Raw genomic sequence first — 19851 nt, 5'->3', positions numbered from 1 at the left:
GTTAGGCCCACGTGGTCATGCCTCGGCGCTCATTCCTCGGTGCTCATGCCTCGGTGCTCATGCCTCCGCGGTCACGCTTCCGTGATCAGGAGGTCGACCAGGGCCTCCAACGCCTCGGGCGCGACCTCGGGCTCGCCCGCGACCGACGCGTCGCGGGCGCTCGCGGCCCACGCGCCGAGCAGCAGTTCGACGGCGATCGCAGGGTCGGTCGTGAACCGTAGGCCGAGGCCGCCCAGGAGCCGGTCGAGCACGCCGCTGAGCTCGGCGCGCATCGCGCGCTGCTGGGCCATCCACGCGGCCCCGATGCCGGGCGCGCGCATCGCCAGCAGCTCGAACTCGGAGTTCATGAGGTACCAGCCGCTCTCGGGCACCTTCCCCTGGGTGACGGCGGCGAGCACCGAGCGGATGGCGTCGCTGTTGAGGTGGCGGGCGCGGACGACGTCGGCGTCGAGCCGGGCGACCGCTGCCTCGAGCGCGGCGACGTGCCGGCGCCCCTGCCGTTCGATGAGCGCGAGAAACAGGGCTTCCTTGCTCTCGAAGTTGGAGTAGAAGGCCCCGCGGGTGAAGCCGGCGGCGTCGGCGATGGCCTCGACCGAGGCTGCCCCGAAGCCGACGCGCGCGAAGACCTCGGCGGCGGCGTCGAGCAGTCGTTCGCGCGTGCGCTCGCGCCGGGGTGAGATCGCCGGAAGGTCGGTCACGTCATGACTGTATCCGATACACCGCTGTATCGGATACAGTCATGTATCGAACCGCGCCAGCTCCGCACTTCGATTGGGAGACGCATGTCCTCCGTCCTCTACCAGCTCGGCCGATGGGCGCTGCGCGCCCGCCGCCTCGTCGTCATCGGCTGGGTGGTGGTCCTCGCCGTCGTCGGCGGCACCGCGGGCCTGGTGATGCAGGGCCTCGACAACGAGGTGACGATCCCCGGTACCGAGGCCAACCAGGCGCTCGAACGCCTCGCCGCAACGTTCCCCCAGGTCAGCGGGGTGTCCGCGCAGGTCATCGTGGTCGCCCCCGACGGCGGGGCGATCACCGACGCCAGCATGAGGGCGCCCGTCGAGGCCGCCGTCACGGCCTTCGGCCACCTCGACCAGGTCGTCGCCGTGACCTCTCCGTACGACGAGACCATGGCCGCGTCGGTCAACGACGCCGGGAACGCGACGATCCTCCAGGTGCAGCTCGACGGCGACCTCGGGTCGATCCTCGACTCGACCAAGGACGCGCTCCAGGACGAGACCACGCAGCTGCGGTCGGCGCTGCCCGACGGCGCCCGCGCCGAGCTCGGCGGCCAGCTCTTCGCCACCGAGTTCCCGTCGATCTCGGTCACCGAGGGGCTGGGCCTGGTCGTCGCGCTCGTCGTCCTGGTGCTCACGCTCGGCTCGTTCGTCGCCGCAGGACTGCCGCTGGCCAACGCCCTCGTGGGCGTCGGCGTGAGCATGGGCCTGCTGTTCGCCGCGACGTCGGTCGCCACCATCGGGTCGACGACGCCGATGCTGGCCGTCATGCTCGGCCTCGCCGTCGGCATCGACTACGCGCTGTTCATCGTCTCGCGGCACCGCGACCAGCTACGCGACGGCCTCGCCGTCGAGGAGTCGGTCGCGCGCGCGACCGCGACCGCGGGCTCCGCCGTCGTCTTCGCCGGGCTCACCGTGATGATCGCGCTGGTGGGCCTCGCCGTCGCGGGCATCCCGTTCCTCACCGTCATGGGCGTGGCCGCCGCCGGGGGCGTGGGCGTCGCCGTGCTCGTGTCGCTCACGCTGCTGCCCGCGCTGCTCGGGTTCGCGGGCGAGCGGCTGCGACCCGCGCCGCGCGCCCCGCGCGGCCGTCGCCGTGCGAAGCGCACCGCGGCAGCTGCTGGGGCAGCGGGCACGGGGACCGCGACCGTCGCCGCCGCAAAGGCCGCGCCCGACGCCACGCCCGACGCCGCCCCCGCCCACGACGACGCGACCTCCCGTCCGGCCCCCGCGACCGCCCCTCGGGGCGGCTTCTTCGCCACGTGGGTGCGCGGCGTCACCCGGTGGCCCGTCGTCACGATCGTGCTCGTCGTCGCCGCGCTCGCCGCGCTCAGCTGGCCGGCCACCGGCCTGCGCCTGGCCCTGCCCGACGCCGGGGTGCTGCCCCGTGACAGCGACGCGCGCATCACCTACGACCTGGTCTCGCAGGAGTTCGGCGAGGGCTTCAACGGCCCGCTCATCGTCACCGGCTCGATCGTCACGAGCACCGACCCGGTCGGCCTCATGAACGCGATGGCCGACGAGATCCGCGCGCTGCCCGGCGTCGCCGACGTGCCGCTCGCCACCCCCAACGAGTCCGCCGACACCGGCATCGTCCAGGTCATCCCCGAGGGCGGCCCGACGTCGGTCGCCACCGAGGACCTGGTCCACGAGATCCGCGGGTTGCGCCCGCACTTCCTGCAGGAGTACGGCGTCGACATCTCCGTCACCGGGTTCACCGCCGTGGGCATCGACGTCTCGGCCAAGCTGGGCGAGGCCCTGCTGCCGTTCGGGCTCGTCGTCGTCGGGCTGTGCCTGGTGCTGCTGACCATGGTGTTCCGGTCGGTGTGGGTGCCCGTCAAGGCGTCGCTCGGGTACCTGCTGAGCGTGGGGTCGGCGTTCGGCGTCGTCACGCTCGTGTTCCAGCACGGGTTCCTCGCCGACCTGCTCCAGGTCACGCGCACGGGCCCGGTCATCAGCTTCATGCCGATCGTCCTCATGGGCGTGCTGTTCGGGCTCGCCATGGACTACGAGGTGTTCCTCGTGTCGCGCATGCGCGAGGACTTCGTCCACGGCGACCGCTCCGCGGCGGGCGGGACGCGGGCGCGGGCCCGCCGCGCGGTGCTCTCGGGCTTCCAGGGGTCGGCTCCCGTCGTCACCGCCGCGGCCGTCATCATGTTCGCCGTCTTCGCGGCGTTCGTCCCCGAGGGCGACATGAACCTCAAGCCGATCGCGCTCGGCCTGGCCGTCGGCGTGGCGGTCGACGCCTTCGTCGTGCGGATGGTGCTGGTGCCCGCCGTCATGGCCCTGCTCGGCGAGCACGCCTGGTACATCCCCCGGTGGCTCGACCGGCTGCTGCCGCACTTCGACGTCGAGGGGGAGAGCGTCGCCAAGGAGCTCGCGCTCGCCGACTGGCCCGAGCCGGGCGCGAACGACGCCGTCGTCGCGCACGGGCTCGTGGTCGACGGCCCGGGTGGCGAGCCGCTCGCCGGCCCGGTCACGGTGCGGGTGCCCGACGGCGGGGCGCTCGTCGTGCGCGCCGACGCCGCGGCGTCCGCGGACGCAGTGCTGCTCGCCCTCGCCGGACGGCTGCGGCTGCACCCCTCGGAGGGGTCCGCGGGTGCGGTCAAGGTCGCCGGCTACGTGCTGCCCGAGCGGGCGGCCGCGGTCCGGTCGCGGGTCGCGGTGCTCGACGCCTCGGCCGCCGACGGCGGCTCCGCCCACGGCCCCTCACCGGACGGGCTGGCGGTCGCCGGCGCGGTCGTCGACGCGCTCGAGGACTCCCCGCGCGCCGTCGTCGTGCTGCGCGTGCACGCCCTGGGAGACAGGGGCGGGCGCGAGGCGCTGGCGTACGCGCTCGGGGCCGCGCGCTCGGCGGGCGTCGCCGTGCTCGTGGGCACGACCGGCGCCGACGCGTCCGACCTGCTGCCCGACGCGCAGGTCGTGGACCTCGGCGACTGCCCACCCCCCGGCGGGCCCGAACCCGCGCACACGCCGGCCGGGGCGACGGCCCCGGCCCGAGCCGCCGTCGGCGCGCTCACCGCGAACGACGACTCGGAGGTGTCGAAGTGAACGCCCTGATCCGCACCGGCACCCGCGCCGGAGTCTGGCGGCTGGCCGCGGTCGCGCTGCTGCCGATCCTCGTGCTCGGGCTGCTGCTGACCGCACTGTGGAACCCCGCCGAGCGGTTCGACACCGTCAAGGCCGCCATCGTCAACAACGACGTGCCCGTCACGGTGGACGGGCAGCTCGTGCCGCTCGGGCGCCAGCTCGCGGCAGGGCTCGTCTCGGGTGCCGCACCGTCGACGGAGCAGACCGTCAAGGCCGCGCCCGCCTCGGACGCGAGCTACGAGTGGCAGCTCACGAACGCGGCCCAGGCCCGCGCCGGGCTGGCCGACGGCACCTACGCCGCCGTCGTGACCATCCCGGAGGACTTCTCGGCGGCCGCGACGTCGTTCGGCGGGGACGACCCGAGCAAGGCACGGCAGGCGACCATCGACGTCGCGACCCCGCCCGGCGGGCGCGTCGCGGACGCCGTGCTCGCGCGCGTCGTCGCCTCGACCGCGACGTCGGTGCTGGGCTCGTCGCTCACGCAGACGTTCGTGGACAACGTGCTGGTCGGCTTCACCACGCTGTCCGACCAGCTCGGGCAGGCGGCTGACGGAGCCACACAGCTGCAGGACGGCGCCACGTCGGCCGCAGACGGTGCCACGCAGCTCGCGGACGGCGCCTCGCAGCTCGCTGCCGGCGCGACGTCGGCGGCGAGCGGAGCCGGTGACCTCGCGGACGGTGCGCAGCAGCTCGCCACCGGGGCTCGGTCGGCGTCGGGGGGCGCGACGGCACTCGCGTCCGGGGCGTCCCAGGCCGCGTCGGGCGCGGCCCAGCTCGCCGCGGGCGCGTCGACCCTGGCCGACGGCGCGGGAGGGATCGCCACGGGCGCAGGCCAGGTGTCGGACGGGCTCGGGCTCGCCACGAAGGGCGCGACCGACCTCGCCGACGGGGCGGGGGACCTCAAGGGCCAGCTCACGACGGCGGCCGCGGGCGCGTCGGGCGCGGCTCAGGGTCTCGCGGGCGCCGCGACGAACATCGGCGGCGGCGTCGACGCCCTGCGGACCGCGACCACCGCGACGAACCGGGCGCTGGCCGAGTTCTTGCGGTTGGACGGGTGTGACGTCGCACAGCCCGGCCCGGACTGCGCCACGCACGCCGATCTCCTCACCGCCATGGCGACGATCCCCGTCGTGCTCGACGGGGACGGGACCACCACGCCCGGGCTCAGCGGCGCGGTCGCGGGCCTGAAGGCCGCCGCCGGCACGCCCCAGGACGACCCGGCGCAGTCGACGACCCTCTACGCGCTGTCGAACGGCCTCACCGCCGCCGCGGACCAGGGTGCGGGCGCGCTCCAGACCGGCGCACAGAAGCTCGGCACGAGCCTCGGGCAGCTCCAGGCCGGTGCCGCCCAGGTCGCCACCGGGGCGGACGGGCTGCAGGACGGCGCGCAGCAGTTCGCCTCGAAGACGACGTTGCTGCAGGGCGGTGTGAGCCAGGTGGCCGCCGGTGCGGGCGACCTCGCGAGCGGCACCCGCCAGCTCGCGACGGGCGCGTCGGGCGTCGCCTCGGGGGCCGACGGGCTCGCGTCCGGGGTCGGCCTGCTCGCGTCCGGGGCCGACGGCGTCACGAGCGGCGCCCAGGGCCTGGCCACGGGCGCCGGCCTGCTCGCGTCCGGTGCCGGGGACCTCGCCGACGGGCTCGGCCAGGCGGTCGACCAGGTGCCGAGCTACAGCGACGGCGAGCGCGCGACGCTCGCGTCCGTGGTCTCAGACCCGGTCCGGGCCCCCGGCGACGACGCGCTCGACACCGGGTCGACGGGGCCGCTGTTCGCCGTCGTCGCGCTGTGGCTCGGTGCGCTCGGCCTGACCACGGTGGTGCGTCCGTCGCGTGCGCGTGCACTGGGTGCGACCAGGGGCGCGCTGCGGCTCGCGGTCTCCGACCTCGCGCTGCCCGCGGCGGTCGCCGCCGTGACGGGTGCCGTCGTCGGCGTGGTGATCGCGGCCGTCGAGCACCTGTCGGTGGGCGGCTGGTTCGGGGCGATCGCGCTCGGGGTGCTCGCCTCGGTGGTGTTCGTGACCCTGCACCAGGGGTTCAGCCTGCTGCTGGGCGACCTGGCGCGCGGCGTCAGCCTGCTCATGGCGGTGCTCGTCATCGCGACGGGTGTGGTCGCGACGGTGCCCGGGTGGCTGAGCTCGATCGCCGACCTGCTCGCGATCGGCGACGCACGCCAGGCCCTCGTGGGCCTCGTGGTGCCGGCTGCCGGCGGGGTGGGTGCCGCCCTCGTGGGGCTCGTGGTGTGGGGTGTCGCGGGGCTCGGCCTCACGGTGCTCGCCACGGCACGGGCGCGCACGGTGCGCGTGACCAGGCTGCTCGCGGCGGCATGAGCAGCGCGGGGCGCACCCGGTGCGCCCCGCTAGCGGGCCCGCTGGACGGGCCCGCTGGACGGGCCCGTGGACAGGCTCAGTGGACGAGTGTCCGGGCGTGCTCCCGGTGCCGTGCGACCAGGTGCCGTTCCGCGTCCGACTGCACCTCCCACGACGCCTGCGTCAGCAGTGCGACGCGATGCGCGAGCAGTGCCTCGTGGTCGTGCTCGAGCGCCCAGACGCGGGCCGCCTGGAGCTCCTCGGGCGTCGGGTCGGCCAACGGCGCCGTCCCGTGTGGTGGTCGTGACATGGTTCCCCTTGCTTCGCCCGCGCGCCCCCTGCGGCCCCGTCGGCTTGCGGGCAGGGTACAAGGGCGCGCGCGGCGCGGCGAAAGCCGGTGTCGTGAGGGGTGTCACGGCGCGCCCGCCCCAGGGTGTCGGTGGTGCGGCTCACACTCGGCGCATGACGTGGATGGACCTGGCGGAGGCGCGCCGCCTCAAGGATCAGCTGCACGGTTTCGCGCTCGAGCTCGCGGAGAGGTTCGGCGCGGTGACGGTCTCCGCCGTCGAGGGTGGTGCGTCGTCGTCCGACGCGGTACGCGCCCCGACGCTCGCGCTCGGGCTCGCACCCGGCGGCGGGCCGGAGGACGGCGGGTACGCCGTCGCGGTCCGCTACCGGCTCGGCGTCCCGGCCGCACGCGCCGTCGTCCGCAAGGTCGCAGCCGAGGCCGGCGCCCAGGCCGACGTCCGGCGCACGGGCCGCATCCGGGCCCTGGCGGCCATCAACCCTCCCGTGGCCACGGCGCGCGCGCTGGGGGAGACGGGGCGCGTGCGGCCGCTGCGCCCAGGCGTCTCCGTGGGGCACGTCGCAGTCACGGCGGGCACGGTGGGCGCGTTCGTCGCCGACGCTCCCGACGCGTCCCCGGACGCGCGGTACGTGCTGTCGAACTGGCACGTGCTCGCGGGGTCCGCGCAGGCCGGGGCGGGCGACGTCGTCGTCCAGCCGGGACCCGCGGACGGCGGCGCCGCGCCGCGGGACCGGATCGGGGTGCTCGCCCGCTGGTCACCGCTCGCCCCCGGCGAGCACCACCAGGTCGACGCGGCGCTCGCCCGCCTCGACGACGACGTGCCCGTCGACGCGACCTACCCGGTCGGGCCGGTCACGACGACGGCGCTCGCCGTGGGCGGCGAGCGCGTCGCCAAGGTGGGCCGCACGACGTCGCACACCCGCGGGCGGGTCAGCGCCATCGAGCTCGACGACGTCCTGGTCGGGTACGGCGACGACCTCGGCGTGCTCGGCTTCGACGGGCAGATCGAGGTCGAGGGGGACGCCGGGGGCCCTTCTCGCGCGGCGGCGACTCGGGGTCGCTCGTCTACCGGGAGGACGGCGTCGCGCTCGGGCTGCTGTTCGCCGGGTCCGAGACGGGCGGGTCCGACGGCTCTGGGCTGACGTACGTCAACCCGATCGACGCGGTGCTGGAGGCGCTGGGCGTCACGCTCGGATGACCCACGCCCCACGAGGGGTGACGATGGTGCCCGTGACCATCCCCACCCTCCGGCTGAACAACGGCGTCGAGATCCCGCAGCTCGGCTTCGGCACCTACAAGCTGCCGCCCGCGCAGACCCGCGACCTCGTGCTGCGTGCCTTCGACGCCGGGTACCGGCACGTCGACACCGCGCAGATGTACCGCAACGAACGCGAGGTCGGCCAGGCCGTCAGCGCCGGCGGCCTGCCCCGGTCGGAGGTGTTCGTCACCACCAAGCTCAACAACGCGTTCCACGCGCACGACGACGCGCTCGCCGCCTTCGACCGCTCGCTCGACGCGCTCGGCACCGACTACGTCGACCTGTTCCTCATCCACTGGCCCGTGCCCGCCCTCGGGCTGTACCCGCAGGCGTGGGCCGCGCTCGAGGAGATCCTCGCGTCCGGGCGGGCGCGCGCCATCGGCGTCTCCAACTTCCAGCCCGCCCACCTGGACCGCATCCTGAAGACCGGCACGGTGGTGCCCGCCGTCAACCAGGTGGAGGTCCACCCCTACCTGCGGCAGGACGAGGTCCGGGCCTACGGCGCCGCGCACGGCATCGTCACCGAGGCGTGGTCGCCGCTCGGCCGAGGGACGGTGCTCGGCGACCCCGTCATCGCGGGCGTCGCCGCCCGGCACGGCGTCACCCCGGCCCAGGCGGTGCTGCGCTGGCACGTGCAGCGCGGCGACGTCGTCTTCCCCAAGTCGGCGACCCCCGAGCGGATCGTCGAGAACGCCGACATCTTCGGGTTCACGCTCGACGACGCCGACGTGGCCGCGATCGACGCCCTCGACCGCGACGGGCGCACGGGATCCCACCCGGACACCGAGAACCGGACGGATCGCTGACGCGGCACGCCGTCGTGGGGGAGAATGGGAGGGCACTCCCCAGGAGGTGACGATGGCGACGATCGACGCGGCTCGCGCCGCGAAGCAACCGCTGCGGGACGCCCTGGCGGCCGTCGAGGGCATCGCCGGAGTCGGGATCGCGCAGCGCGGCGGGCCGGAGGACTGGGTGCTTCAGGTCAACGTCGCGACGATCCGCGCCCGCAAGGACGTGCCGCCCGCGATGGAGGGCGTGCCCGTGGTGGTGCGGGTGGTGGGGGCGGTGCGGGCGCTCTAGCGACGCGCCCGGCCCGTCGAGCCGATGCTGAGGCGGGGCCCCGCCCCGCTGGTCGCTCGACGGCGCCCCTCGAGCCGGGCCCCGCGAGCCGGGCCCCGCGAGCCGGGCCCCGCGAGCCGGGTGCAGCCCGCCCCAGCCCGGAGCCGAGACGGCGTGTACCACGAAGGCCGTGACGCACCAGAATGGGCGTGTGACAGCCATCCGTACCCCGCGTGTCCGCGCCTCCGAGCTGATCGGCCGAGGCTGGCTCAACACCGGCGGCAAGACCCTGACTCTGGCCGACCTGCGCGGCCGCATCACGATCCTCGACTTCTGGACGTTCTGCTGCATCAACTGCCTGCACGTGCTCGACGAGCTGCGCGAGCTCGAGGAGCAGCACCGCGACGTCCTGGTCATCGTCGGCGTGCACTCGCCCAAGTTCGAGCACGAGGCCGACCCGGTGGCGCTCGCGGCCGCCGTCGAGCGGTACGCGGTCGCCCACCCGGTGCTCGACGATCCCGACCTGGTCACCTGGGGTGCGTACACGGCGCGGGCGTGGCCGACGCTCGTCGTCATCGACCCCGAGGGGTACGTCGTCGCGCAGATGGCCGGCGAGGGGCACGCGTCGGCGCTGGCCGCCCTCGTGCGCGAGCTCGTGGTGGAGCACGAGGCGAAGGGCACGCTGCGCCGCGGCGAGGGCCCGTACGTCGCGCCCGCCCCGCGCGAGGGCACGCTGCGCTTCCCGGCCAAGGCGATCACCCTGCCAGGCGGGACGCTGCTCGTGGCCGACGCCGGGCACCACTCGCTGGCCGAGCTGGCTCCCGACGGCGAGACGCTCGTGCGGCGCATCGGCTCGGGCGAGCGCGGACTGGTCGACGGTCCTGCGGGGGTCGCCCGGTTCTCCGAGCCCAACGGGCTGTGCCTCGTGCCCGTGGAGCTGCGGCCCTCGCTCGGGTACGACGTGCTCGTCGCCGACACCGTGAACCACGTGCTGCGCGGAGTGCGGCTCGACGACGGCGCGGTCACCACGGTCGCCGGGACGGGCCGGCAGTTCATGGTCGGGGGCCGGGAGAACGTCGACGAGGGCCGGGCGGGGGCGCCGGAGTCTACGAGCCCGGAGCGTCGTACGCGCCGACGCACGTCCGGCTCTCGTCCCCGTGGGACGTCGCGTGGGTGCAGGATCTCGGCGCGTTCGTCGTCGCCATGGCCGGCAACCACACGCTGTGGGCGTTCGACGGCGAACAGGGCTCGCTCGTGCAGATCGCGGGGTCGATGAACGAGGGCCTGGAGGACGGCGCCGGGCTCGCGTCGTGGTTCGCGCAGCCCTCCGGCCTGGCGGTGCGCCGCGAGACCGACCCGGCCACGGGCGCGACGACGGACGTGCTGTGGGTCGCCGACTCCGAGACGTCGGCGCTGCGCCGTGTCACGGTGCGGCCGGACGCCGCGCCGGGTGACGTCGAGGTCGCCACCGCCGTCGGCCAGGGGCTGTTCGACTTCGGGCACCGTGACGGAGCCGCCGCGCAGGCGCTCCTCCAGCATCCGCTGGGCGTGGCCGTGCTGCCCGACGGTTCCGTCGTCGTCGCCGACACCTACAACGGCGCGCTGCGCCGCGTCGACCCGGCCACCGACGAGGTCACCACGCTCGCCACGGGCCTTGCCGAACCGTCGGGCGTCGTCGTCGAGGTCGACGGCGACGCGGTGCGGCTGCTGGTGGTCGAGTCGGCTGCGCACCGGCTGACGCGTGTGGCCCTGCCGGCGTCGCTCGCGGGCGAGGTGCTCGACGGCGGGGCGCGCCGCACGCAGCGCCCGGCCACCGCCGTCGGGCCGGGGTCGCTGCGCCTGGACGTCCCGTTCACGCCCGCACCGGGCCAGAAGCTCGACGACCGCTGGGGTCCGTCGACGTCGCTGCACGTCAGCGCGACACCCCCGGAGCTGCTGCTGGCGGGGGCCGGCGACGCGACGGACCTGGTCCGTGACCTGCGGATCAACCCGGCGATCCCGGAGGGCGTTCTCCACGTCACCGCCAAGGCGGCGAGCTGCGACGCGGAGGGCGAGTTCCCGGCCTGCCACCTGGCCCAGCAGGACTGGGGCGTCCCCGTCGTCGTCACCCCCGAGGGCGCCACCACCCTCACCCTCCCCTCCGCGGCTAACACCCGAACCCACCCGCCGCCCCGGCCGCCCCGGCCGCCCTGACGCCCGACCGCCTGCCGCCCGGCACCGGCGGGCCCACGGACCGGTTGGCCAGCGGGGCCGGCGGTGGGCGCCGTCTCGCTCGGGCGGTTGGTGGTGGCGGGCGAGGGTACGGGTGGGTCGGGGTCGGCGGGCTGGCGTTCGCCCGGCTGGACGCGCCCGTGGCGGGGCAGCCCAGCGGGCCGGGATCGGTCGCTCGGCCGAACGGGGTCGGATCGGTCGCCCGGTCGGGCGGGGTGCGGTCGGCCGCCCTGCCGGGCCGGGGTCGCTCCGCCGGGCCGGGTCGCCCTGCCGGGCCGGGTCGCCCTGCCGGGCGACCCCGGCCCGGCGGCCGCCTGGCCGCCCGCTCGGCACCGGCGGGCCCGCTGACCGGTTGGCCAGCGGGGCCAGCGGGGCCAGCGGTCTGGTCGTCGGTTTGGGGTCTGGTCGTCAGATCGGACCGACGACCAGACCCCAAACCGACGACCAGACCCCAAACCGACGACCAGACCCCAAACCGACGACCAGACCCCAAACCGACGACCAGACCCCAAACCGACGACCAGACCGGCGGTGGGTGCCGTCTCGCTCGGGCGGTTCGTGGTGGTCGGTGAGGGTACGGGTGGGTCGGGGTCGGCGGGCTGGCGTCCGTCCGGCTGGACGCGCCTGTGGCGGGGCAGCCCAGCGGGCCGGGATCGGTCGCTCGGCCGGACGGGGTCGGATCGGTCGCCCGGTCGGGCGGGGTGCGGTCGGTCGCCCTGCCGGGCCGGGGTCGCTCCGCCGGGCCGGGGTCGCTCCGCCGGGCCGGGTCGCCCTGCCGGGCCGGGTCGCCCTGCCGGGCGACCCCGGCCCGGCGGCCGCCTGGCCGCCCGCTCGGCACCGGCGGGCCCGCTGACCGGTTGGCCAGCGGGGCCAGCGGGGCCAGCGGTCTGGTCGTCGGTTTGGGGTCTGGTCGTCAGATCGGACCGACGACCAGACCCCAAACCGACGACCAGACCGGCGGTGGGTGCCGTCTCGCTCGGGCGGTTCGTGGTGGTCGGTGAGGGTACGGGTGGGTCGGGGTCGGCGGGCTGGCGTCCGTCCGGCTGGACGCGCCTGTGGTGGGCAGCCCAGCGGGCCGGGATCGGTCGCTCGGCCGAACGGGGTCGGGTCGGTCGCCCTGCCGGACGGGCAGGGGCCGGTCGCCCAGCCGGACGGGGGTCGCCCAGCCGAGCGGGGTCGCCCGGCCGAGCGAGCCCGGGGTTAGCCGTCCAGCGTGGTGCGGGCTGCGGCCAGGCGGGCCAGCGGGACGCGGTAGGGGCTGCACGAGACGTAGTCGAGGCCGATCTTGTCGAAGATCGCGATGCTCGCCGGGTCGCCGCCGTGCTCGCCGCACACGCCCGTCTTGAGGCCGGGCTTCGTCTCGCGGCCCTTCGTGACGCCGATGCGCACCAGCTCGGCCACGCCGTCGGCGTCGATCGACGCGAACGGGTTGGCCGGGACGATGCCCGCCTCCAGGTAGGAGGCGAGGAACGAGCCCTCGGCGTCGTCGCGCGAGATGCCGACGGCCGTCTGCGTGAGGTCGTTGGTGCCGAAGGAGAAGAAGTCGGCGTGCTCGGCCACCTTGTCGGCCGTGAGCGCCGCGCGCGGCAGCTCGATCATGGTGCCGACCGTGTAGTCGAGCGCGACGCCCGCGGCGGCGAGCTCCTCGTCGGCCGTGGCGACGATGACCTCGCGCATGCGCCGCAGCTCCTCGGCGAACCCGACGAGCGGCACCATGATCTCCACGCGCGGGTCGAGCCCGCGTGCCCGCACGGCGATCGCGGCCCGGATGATCGCGCGCGTCTGCATGACGCAGATCTCCGGGTAGAGCAGCGACAGCCGCACGCCTCGGGTGCCGAGCATGGGGTTCATCTCGTGCAGCCGCTTGACGTGCGCGAGCAGGTCGCGCGCCGCGACCAGCTCGTCCGACGGCGGTGCCCCGGCCCCGGCGATCTCAAGCCGCTGCACCAGCAGCGACTGCTCGACGAGGTCGGGCAGGAACTCGTGCAGCGGCGGGTCGATGAGGCGGATGGTGACCGGCAGCCCGGTCATGGCCTCGAAGATCTCGTCGAAGTCGCTCTGCTGCATGGGCAGCAGGTCGGCGAGCGCTGCGCCGCGCGCGTCGGCGTCGGAGGCCAGGATCATGCGCTGCACCACGGGCAGCCGGTCGGCCGCCATGAACATGTGCTCGGTGCGGCACAGGCCGATGCCCTCGGCGCCCAGCTCGCGCGCCTTGGCGGCGTCGGGGCCGGTGTCGGCGTTGGCGCGCACGCCCAGGCGGCGCACGTCGTCGGCCCAGCCGAGCACCTCACGGAAGTCGTCGGTGATCTGCGGCGGCACCAGGGCGATCGGGCCGACGTACACGTTGCCGGTGGACCCGTCGAGCGTGACGGTGTCGTCCTCGGTGAGCACCGTGCCGCCGATCGTGACGGTCTTGGCCGCGACGTCGATCTGCAGCTCGCCGGCCCCGGCGACGCACGGCTTGCCCATGCCGCGCGCGACGACGGCCGCGTGCGACGTCATGCCGCCGTGGGCGGTGAGCACGCCCTGCGCGGCGACGACGCCGTGGATGTCGTCGGGCGTCGTCTCCCAGCGCACCAGCACGACGGCGTCGCCGGCCTTGCCGCGCTCGGCGGCCGTGTCGGCGTCGAACACGAGGCGTCCGACGGCGGCGCCCGGGGAGGCGTTGAGGCCGCGCGTCACCGGGGTGGCGGTGTGCTTCGGGTCGAGGCCCGGGTGCAGGAGCTGGTCGAGCTGCTCGGGCTCGATGCGCCGCAGCGCCGTCTCACGGTCGATGACGCCCTCGTCGACCATGTCGCGGGCGACCTTGAGCGCGGCGGCGGCGGTGCGCTTCCCGTTGCGGGTCTGCAGCAGGTAGAGCTTGCTCTGCTCGATGGTGAACTCGATGTCCTGCATGTCCCCGTAGTGGCTCTCGAGGAGCGTCATCGTGTCGAGGAACTGGCGGTAGGCCTCGGGGAGCACGGTCTCGAGCTCGGCCAGCGGGCGGGGGGTGCGGATGCCGGCGACGACGTCCTCGCCCTGGGCGTTGACGAGGAACTCGCCGTAGAGCTCCTTCGCGCCGGTCGACGGGTTGCGGGTGAAGGCGACGCCGGTGGCCGAGGACTCGCCACGGTTGCCGAACACCATCTGCTGCACGTTGACGGCCGTGCCCAGGTCGTCGGGGATGGCGTTGAGGCCGCGGTAGACCCGGGCGCGGGGGTTGTCCCACGAGGCGAAGACGGCGTTGACCGAGCGGCGCAGCTGCTCGCGCGGGTCGGTGGGGATGTCGGCGCCGTTGGCGCGCGCCACGCGGCGGAAGGTCGCGACGAGCTCCTGAAGGTCCTCGACCGTCAGGTCGGTGTCCTGGGTGACGCCGCGGCGGCCCTTGAGCGCGGCCAGCTCGTCCTCGAACGCGTGCGCGGGCACGCCTTCGACCACCTCGCCGTACATCTGGAGGAACCGGCGGTAGGAGTCCCACGCGAAGCGCGCGTTGCCGGTCTCGGCGGCGAGGCCCGCGGCGGCGTCGTCGCTGATGCCGAGGTTGAGGATGGTGTCCATCATGCCGGGCATCGAGAACACCGAGCCCGAGCGGACCGACACCAGCAGGGGGCGTTCGGAGCCGCCGAGCGTGCGGCCCGTGCGCCGTTCGAGGTCGTCCAGGTGCGCCTCGATCTGCGCCCACAGGTTGTCCGGCCAGGTGCCGCCTGCCTGCATCGCCGCGACGCACGCCTGCGTGGTGACGGTGAAGCCGTCGGGCACCGGGACGCCGATGCGCGTCATCTCCGCGAGCCCGGCGCCCTTGCCACCGAGCAGGGACTTCATCTGCGCGTTGCCCTCGGTGAAGTCGTAGACGTGGCGGCGGTCCGGTGCCGCGTCGTGTCCGGTGGCGGTGGGTGTGGCCGAGGTGGTCATCGATCCGGTCCTTCCGAGAGCTGGCTGGGGAACGGGGCGACGGACGCGGTGTGCGCCCGACGACGTGCGGTGACGAGCTCGATGACCCGGCCGGCGGCCTCCTCCAGTGCGAGGGAGGTGGTGTCCAGCACGGGGCAGCCGAGGCGCCGCTGGATGCGGGCGACCTCGTCGAGCTCGTCGTAGATGCGGCCGAGGTCCGCGTAGCCTCCGAGGTGCCCGCCGTCCGACCCTGCCACGTGGAGGCCGCCCGCGCCCATGAGGTCGACGCGGCGGCGCCGGATCGCGAGCAGGCGTTCGGGGTCGATGGTGAGCCCCACGACCTTCCACGGTGCGGCCTCGAAGAGCGCGGGCGGCGGGGCGACGCCCGTCACGAGCGGCACGTTGGCCGTCCGGTACCCGAGGTAGCCGAGGTACATCGACAACGGCGTCTTGCCGGTGCGCGAGGCGCCCACCAGGACGATCTCGGCCTCGGTGAGGCTGTCGGACAGGTTGCCGTCGTCGTTGGCGACGGCGAACTCCATGGCGTGGATGCGTTCGAAGTAGTCGGCCGCGAGCCCGACGGGTTGCACGATGCGTGAGGGGTGCTGCCCGACACGGGTGAACACGGCGTCGAGCGCGGGTGCCATGAGGTCGGCGAACGGGACGCCCAGCTCGCGGCACGCGGCCTCGATGCGCTCGTGCAGGCCGAGGTCGACGATGGTGCAGAAGACGACGGCGTTGCCCGGCGACTCACGCAGCAGCGCGATCGCGTCGTCGACCCCCGAGGTGTCGTGGATGCGCGGGTGGCGCACGACGACGACCTCGAGGGTGGGGTACTGGGCCTGCACCGCGCGGGCGACACGGGCCCCGGTGTCGCCGGTCGAGTCGGCGACCACGTGGATGTCGACTACGCGCACCGGTGCGGCCATGCCACTCAGACTAGGCCGCGCCCGCGTCGGCGGTGCCTGTGGGCGGCCTTGTGCGTTCGTCCCCGTGTCGCTCAGGAGCGCCCTGAGCCGACGCGTTCTGAGCGTCGTCGGGCGCGAGGAGGCCGGGCAGGTCGAGCAGCGAGTCGATCACGTGGGCGCGGGCCGCCTCGGGCCTGCGGGCGTGCAGGTAGCCCCAGGGGCCACGCCGGATGAGCACCGGGACCATGCCCGCGGCGGCGGAGGGCAGCACGTCGTTGTCGAGGCGGTCGCCGACGTAGGCGATCTCGTGTGCGGGGGCCTGGGCCAGGGTGGCGACGGCGGCGAAGAACGCCGGGTCGGGCTTCTCGACGCCCAGCTCGGCGGAGTTGCGGATCTCGTGGACCGGCAGGTCCATCGCGCGCAGTGCGGTGAGCGCGCGCGGCGGCTGGTTGCCCGCGATCACGAGCCGCAGGCCGGCGTCGCGCAGCGCGGTGAGGGCGGGGACGACGTCGGGGTACAGGTCGTCGGCATCGAAGCCGTTGCGCAGCCCGTCGGGGTCCTCCGCGGCCCAGGCGGCCTCCTCGGCCTCCAGGTCGCAGCCCGGTCGGACGATCTCGAACGCGGCGCTGTGGGGCAGGTCGAGCGCCGCGCAGCCGCCCAGCACGCCGTGGAACGTGAGCGGCGGGACGCCGAGCCTGCGGGCCCAGCCGGTCCAGATGCGCGTCTCCTCGACGAGTGTCTCGCCGACGTCGAACACCACCGCGCGCACCATGGGCGGCAGCCTACGCGGCTGGCCGTGGCGCGGGCGATGAACCGGTCAGGGGGCGGTCGGGGGTGCGCTCGACGGTGCCCTGGATCGTGAACAGGACGTCGGACGTCGTCACGGGCGCACCGACGCGGGGCAGTCCCGCGAGCGCCTCGGGTGCCGTGCCGAGCACGATCACGGGCACCACGGGTGATCGGCCGCCGCCGCGGACGGTTTCGGGGTCCCACGTCGTGACGACCTGTCCGGCCGTGACGTGGTCGCCTTCGGTGACGTGTGTGACGAACCCGACGCCGCGCAGCTCGACGGTGTCGATCCCGAGGTGGACCAGTACCGCCGGGCCGTCGTCCGCGGTGACGACGAACGCGTGCGGGTGCAGCTTGGCCACGGTGCCGTCGACGGGGGCGACGACGCGCCCGCCCGTCGCGGGGTCGGGCACGACGGCGATGCCGCAGCCGACGAGCGCGCCGGAGAACACCGGGTCGGGGACGTCGGCGACGTCGACAACGTTCCCGGTGACGGGGGAGCGGACGGTGAGCGGTTCGAGCATGGATGGTCCTCCCGAACGGACGGTGCCGGGTGGCGACGAGCAGACCGTACCGCCCGCCCGTCGTCACCGGGCGCGGGCACGTATGGTTCGCACCATGGACCCGGCGATCCCGGTCACCCTCTCGACTGCCTCGGTGTACCCGCGGCGGGCCGCCTACGCGTTCGAGTCGGCTGCCGAGCTGGGGTATGACGGCGTCGAGGTCATGGTGTGGTCGGACCCGGCGTCGCAGGACCCGGCCGTTCTGGCGCGCCTGGCCGCCCACCACGGCGTGCGCGTTCGCAGCCTGCATGCTCCGACGCTGCTCGTCAGTCAGGGCGTGTGGGGCCGCGACCCCGCGACCAAGCTGCGGCGCACCGTCGACATGGCGCTCGAGCTGGGCGCGGGCACCGTCGTCGTCCACCCGCCGTTCCGGTGGCAGTACCGCTACGCGCGCGGTTTCCAGGACCAGGTGCGCGAGCTTCAGGCGGAGTCGGGCGTGACGCTGGCGGTCGAGAACATGTACCCGTGGAAGGCGCGGGGTCGCAGCGACCGGCACTATGTGGCCTATCTGCCGGGCTGGGACGCGACGGAGCACGACTACGACTGCGTGACGCTCGACCTGTCGCACGCCGCGGTGGCGCGCCAGTCGGGGCTGGAGCTGGTTGCGGCGTTCGGGGACCGGCTGCGGCACCTGCACCTTGCCGACGGCACGGGGGCCCCGCGTGACGAGCACCTGGTGCCGGGCCGTGGCTCGATGGACTGTGCCGACGTGCTCGTCGAGCTCGCGCGGCGTGGGTGGCGGGGTGACGTGGTGGTCGAGATCTCGACGCGCCGGGACCGGTCGGCGCACGAGCGGCACGGCGATCTCGAGGCGGCGTTGACGTTTGCGCGCTCGTACCTGGCGCCTGTGCCGACGGCGTACCGGCCGCCGGCCGCCGAGCATCACCATCTGCCGGCCGACGCGTGGTGATCGGCGAACCCACGATGTCCGCATCGTGAGACGCCGTACCAGCGCGCCACGGGCGACGCGCCGTCACGGGCGATAGTCCAGCGCCACGCCAACGTTCGATGAGCGCCTCGGCAGCGCGTGCGCTCGCTCACAGGCGGACGGTGGACCGTACCCGGCGCACGCCCGGGCGGACCCTGGAGCCTGCATGACCCACACGCACCGCAGCCAACGGGGAGGCGTCGTGGCAGTCGGCCCCGCGACCCTCCTCGAGATTGCCGAGACCCTCGACGCCGTCTGCGTCGCGCGCTCCGCCGTCGGAGCGGACGGCGACGGTGAGAGCGCTCTGCGCGCCGCGCTCTTCGCCCTGCTGGACAACCCGACCCAGGACCTCTGGGAGCAGGTCCGTGAGGTCGAGGTCACGCCCACGCTCCGGTCGGGACCGGCGACCTACCTGCCCGGTCTCGCCGACCCCTCGCCCCTCGGGATGACGCTCGGCGACATCGTCTACGCCTTCGGGCTCCCGGACCGCACGTGCCCGTCCCGCGACTCCCTCCTGCGCGCCCTGCGGTGGGCGGTCGGGGCTTCCGGCGAGTCCGGGCAGCGCTGACGTGACGACACCGGAAGGCGCTTTGGCCCAGGGGCAGGCGCGAAATGCACGGAACCGTGTCCGACACGTACTCACATCGGCCTCCGCGACCACTCACGTGGCCGACGATGCGCGCCAGGGTGCCCGTCGCGGCACGGAGGGTCGTGTCGACACGAGGAGGACGACCCCATGACGATGACCGCCCCGCTGGCCCGCCCGATGACCCGTCGCACGGCCATGGCCGCCCCCGCCGCCCGCCCCACCCGCATCACGGCACGTACCACGACCGGGTGCCCGTTCGAGCCCGAGACAGGCGCCGCCGTGAGCGTGCGCGAGTGGAAGGGCGAGGAAGCGCTTGCTCAGCTCTCCGGACTGGTCGCGGTGACCGCGCGGCCCGAGTCCTTCCACGTGCAGACCCGCACGGCGCGCTTCGGTGCGTTCGACGTCACCTACATGGTGCACGGCCCGCTGCGCTTCGAGGGCGCGTCCGACAACTTCGGCCACGACGTCAAGACGCTGCGCATGGTCGTGGTGCTCGACGGCGAGATCGTGCTCCGCACGGGCGACGCGCTCCACGGTGAGCAGGCCACGCTGCGCCGGCGCGACGGTGCCCTCATCGTCGGCTGGGCGCCGGTGACCTACACGGCCGCGACGCCCGCGCGCGTCGTCGTCGTCGACGTGCCCGCCGACCACGACGCCCTCGTGGGCCTGCCCGAGACGGCGCCGTTCGTCGTCGGCGGCTCGGAGACCGCGCTGCTGTCCGCGCTCGCCGCGTTCGCGCTCGACCTGCTGCGCCAGGACGTGGAGACGCTCACCCCGGCCGTGCGCGCCCAGGTGACCGACTCGCTCGAGTCGCTGTACTCGGGCACGGTCTCGACGCTCGCCGTCCCCTCGGGTGGCGACTGGAACCGCCGCAGCCAGCGCATGCACGTCGTGCGCTACATCGCGACGCACTACGCCGACCCGCAGCTCGGCCCGACGACGCTGGCCGCGCACCTCGGCATGTCGAAGCGGTCGCTCCAGCGCCTGTTCGAGGGCGAGAAGATGTCGGTCTCGCAGCTCGTCCAGGCCAAGCGCGTCGACCAGGTGCTGCTGCGCCTGCGCGACCCGCGCTACGCCGGCACCTCGCTCGACGAGCTGGCCGTGCTGACGGGCTTCGGCTCGGCGCTCGCCCTGCGCCGGGCGGTCCAGGCGGCCACGGGCCGCACGCCGTCCGCCCTGCGCCAGGAGGCGCTCTCCGGCTGGGCGGCAAACTGACCCACTGCGTCCTCCCGCGTCCTCCAG

General features: G+C 74.8%; 14 protein-coding genes and 1 pseudogene. 9 read left to right on the top strand and 6 right to left on the bottom strand.

Annotated features, from left to right (window positions below; all coding sequences use genetic code 11):
• Nucleotides 1–71: 71 nt before the first annotated feature.
• Nucleotides 72–698, bottom strand: a complete 627-nt coding sequence (locus tag ET495_RS12115) for a TetR/AcrR family transcriptional regulator (RefSeq protein WP_162616467.1) — start codon at nucleotides 696–698, stop codon at nucleotides 72–74.
• Nucleotides 699–782: 84 nt separating this feature from the next.
• Between ET495_RS12115 and ET495_RS12110 the strand changes: the two genes are divergently transcribed.
• Both ET495_RS12110 and ET495_RS19195 read left to right on the top strand, forming a co-directional pair.
• On the top strand, nucleotides 783–3785 hold the full coding sequence (locus ET495_RS12110) for an MMPL family transporter (protein ID WP_129205015.1): 3003 nt from the start codon (nucleotides 783–785) through the stop codon (nucleotides 3783–3785).
• Entirely contained in the window at nucleotides 3782–6148 is a 2367-nt protein-coding gene (locus ET495_RS19195) for a YhgE/Pip domain-containing protein (protein ID WP_129205014.1), read from the top strand. The genes ET495_RS12110 and ET495_RS19195 overlap by 4 nt, the downstream gene beginning before the upstream one ends.
• Nucleotides 6149–6224: 76 nt before the next feature.
• Here ET495_RS19195 and ET495_RS12100 read toward each other — a convergent pair whose 3' ends face one another.
• On the bottom strand, nucleotides 6225–6437 hold the full coding sequence (locus tag ET495_RS12100; RefSeq protein WP_129205013.1) for a hypothetical protein: 213 nt from the start codon (nucleotides 6435–6437) through the stop codon (nucleotides 6225–6227).
• A gap of 152 nt (nucleotides 6438–6589) precedes the next feature.
• Here ET495_RS12100 and ET495_RS12095 point away from each other — a divergent pair, with 152 nt between their 5' ends.
• The 4 genes and pseudogenes from ET495_RS12095 (at nucleotide 6590) to ET495_RS19725 (ending at nucleotide 10944) form a co-directional block, all read left to right on the top strand.
• Complete coding sequence (locus tag ET495_RS12095) at nucleotides 6590–7576, top strand: hypothetical protein (RefSeq protein ID WP_245993052.1); 987 nt, start codon at nucleotides 6590–6592, stop codon at nucleotides 7574–7576.
• Between the two features lie 79 nt (nucleotides 7577–7655).
• Nucleotides 7656–8498, top strand: coding sequence for an aldo/keto reductase (locus ET495_RS12090; protein ID WP_211340979.1), 843 nt, complete (start codon nucleotides 7656–7658; stop codon nucleotides 8496–8498).
• 52 nt (nucleotides 8499–8550) lie between these two features.
• Entirely contained in the window at nucleotides 8551–8772 is a 222-nt protein-coding gene (locus tag ET495_RS12085; RefSeq protein WP_170220583.1) for a hypothetical protein, read from the top strand.
• Nucleotides 8773–8941: 169 nt separating this feature from the next.
• Nucleotides 8942–10944: pseudogene (locus ET495_RS19725) on the top strand (NHL domain-containing thioredoxin family protein).
• A 1218-nt stretch (nucleotides 10945–12162) separates the two neighbouring features.
• Here ET495_RS19725 and ppdK read toward each other — a convergent pair.
• From ppdK to ET495_RS12060, 4 genes are read right to left on the bottom strand one after another with little or no spacing between them, the layout of a single operon-like run.
• Nucleotides 12163–14853: a pyruvate, phosphate dikinase gene (ppdK, locus tag ET495_RS12075; RefSeq protein ID WP_129205011.1), complete on the bottom strand. Its 2691-nt coding sequence runs from the start codon at nucleotides 14851–14853 to the stop codon at nucleotides 12163–12165.
• Entirely contained in the window at nucleotides 14850–15761 is a 912-nt protein-coding gene (locus ET495_RS12070; RefSeq protein WP_129205010.1) for a pyruvate, water dikinase regulatory protein, read from the bottom strand. The genes ppdK and ET495_RS12070 overlap by 4 nt, the downstream gene beginning before the upstream one ends.
• 10 nt (nucleotides 15762–15771) lie before the next feature.
• The gene (locus ET495_RS12065) at nucleotides 15772–16512 is read right to left on the bottom strand and encodes an HAD family hydrolase (protein WP_129205009.1); all 741 of its coding nucleotides are present in this window, start codon (nucleotides 16510–16512) and stop codon (nucleotides 15772–15774) included.
• A gap of 10 nt (nucleotides 16513–16522) precedes the next feature.
• Complete coding sequence (locus ET495_RS12060; protein WP_129205008.1) at nucleotides 16523–17053, bottom strand: PTS sugar transporter subunit IIA; 531 nt, start codon at nucleotides 17051–17053, stop codon at nucleotides 16523–16525.
• A 94-nt stretch (nucleotides 17054–17147) separates the two neighbouring features.
• On the opposite strand from ET495_RS12060, the gene ET495_RS12055 reads away from it, so the two are divergent.
• From ET495_RS12055 to ET495_RS12045, 3 genes are all read left to right on the top strand, one after another.
• A complete protein-coding gene (locus ET495_RS12055) occupies nucleotides 17148–18002 on the top strand; it encodes a sugar phosphate isomerase/epimerase family protein (RefSeq protein WP_245993051.1) in 855 nt (284 codons plus the stop codon).
• Nucleotides 18003–18222: 220 nt separating this feature from the next.
• On the top strand, nucleotides 18223–18588 hold the full coding sequence (locus tag ET495_RS12050; protein ID WP_129205006.1) for a hypothetical protein: 366 nt from the start codon (nucleotides 18223–18225) through the stop codon (nucleotides 18586–18588).
• Between the two features lie 168 nt (nucleotides 18589–18756).
• Nucleotides 18757–19824, top strand: a complete 1068-nt coding sequence (locus tag ET495_RS12045) for a helix-turn-helix domain-containing protein (RefSeq protein WP_129205005.1) — start codon at nucleotides 18757–18759, stop codon at nucleotides 19822–19824.
• The last annotated feature ends 27 nt before the right edge of the window (nucleotides 19825–19851 follow it).

Origin of the sequence: Xylanimonas allomyrinae (assembly GCF_004135345.1) — a bacterium.
GTDB lineage: Bacteria > Actinomycetota > Actinomycetes > Actinomycetales > Cellulomonadaceae > Xylanimonas > Xylanimonas allomyrinae.
This window is presented reverse-complemented; position numbering and strand designations above follow the sequence as displayed.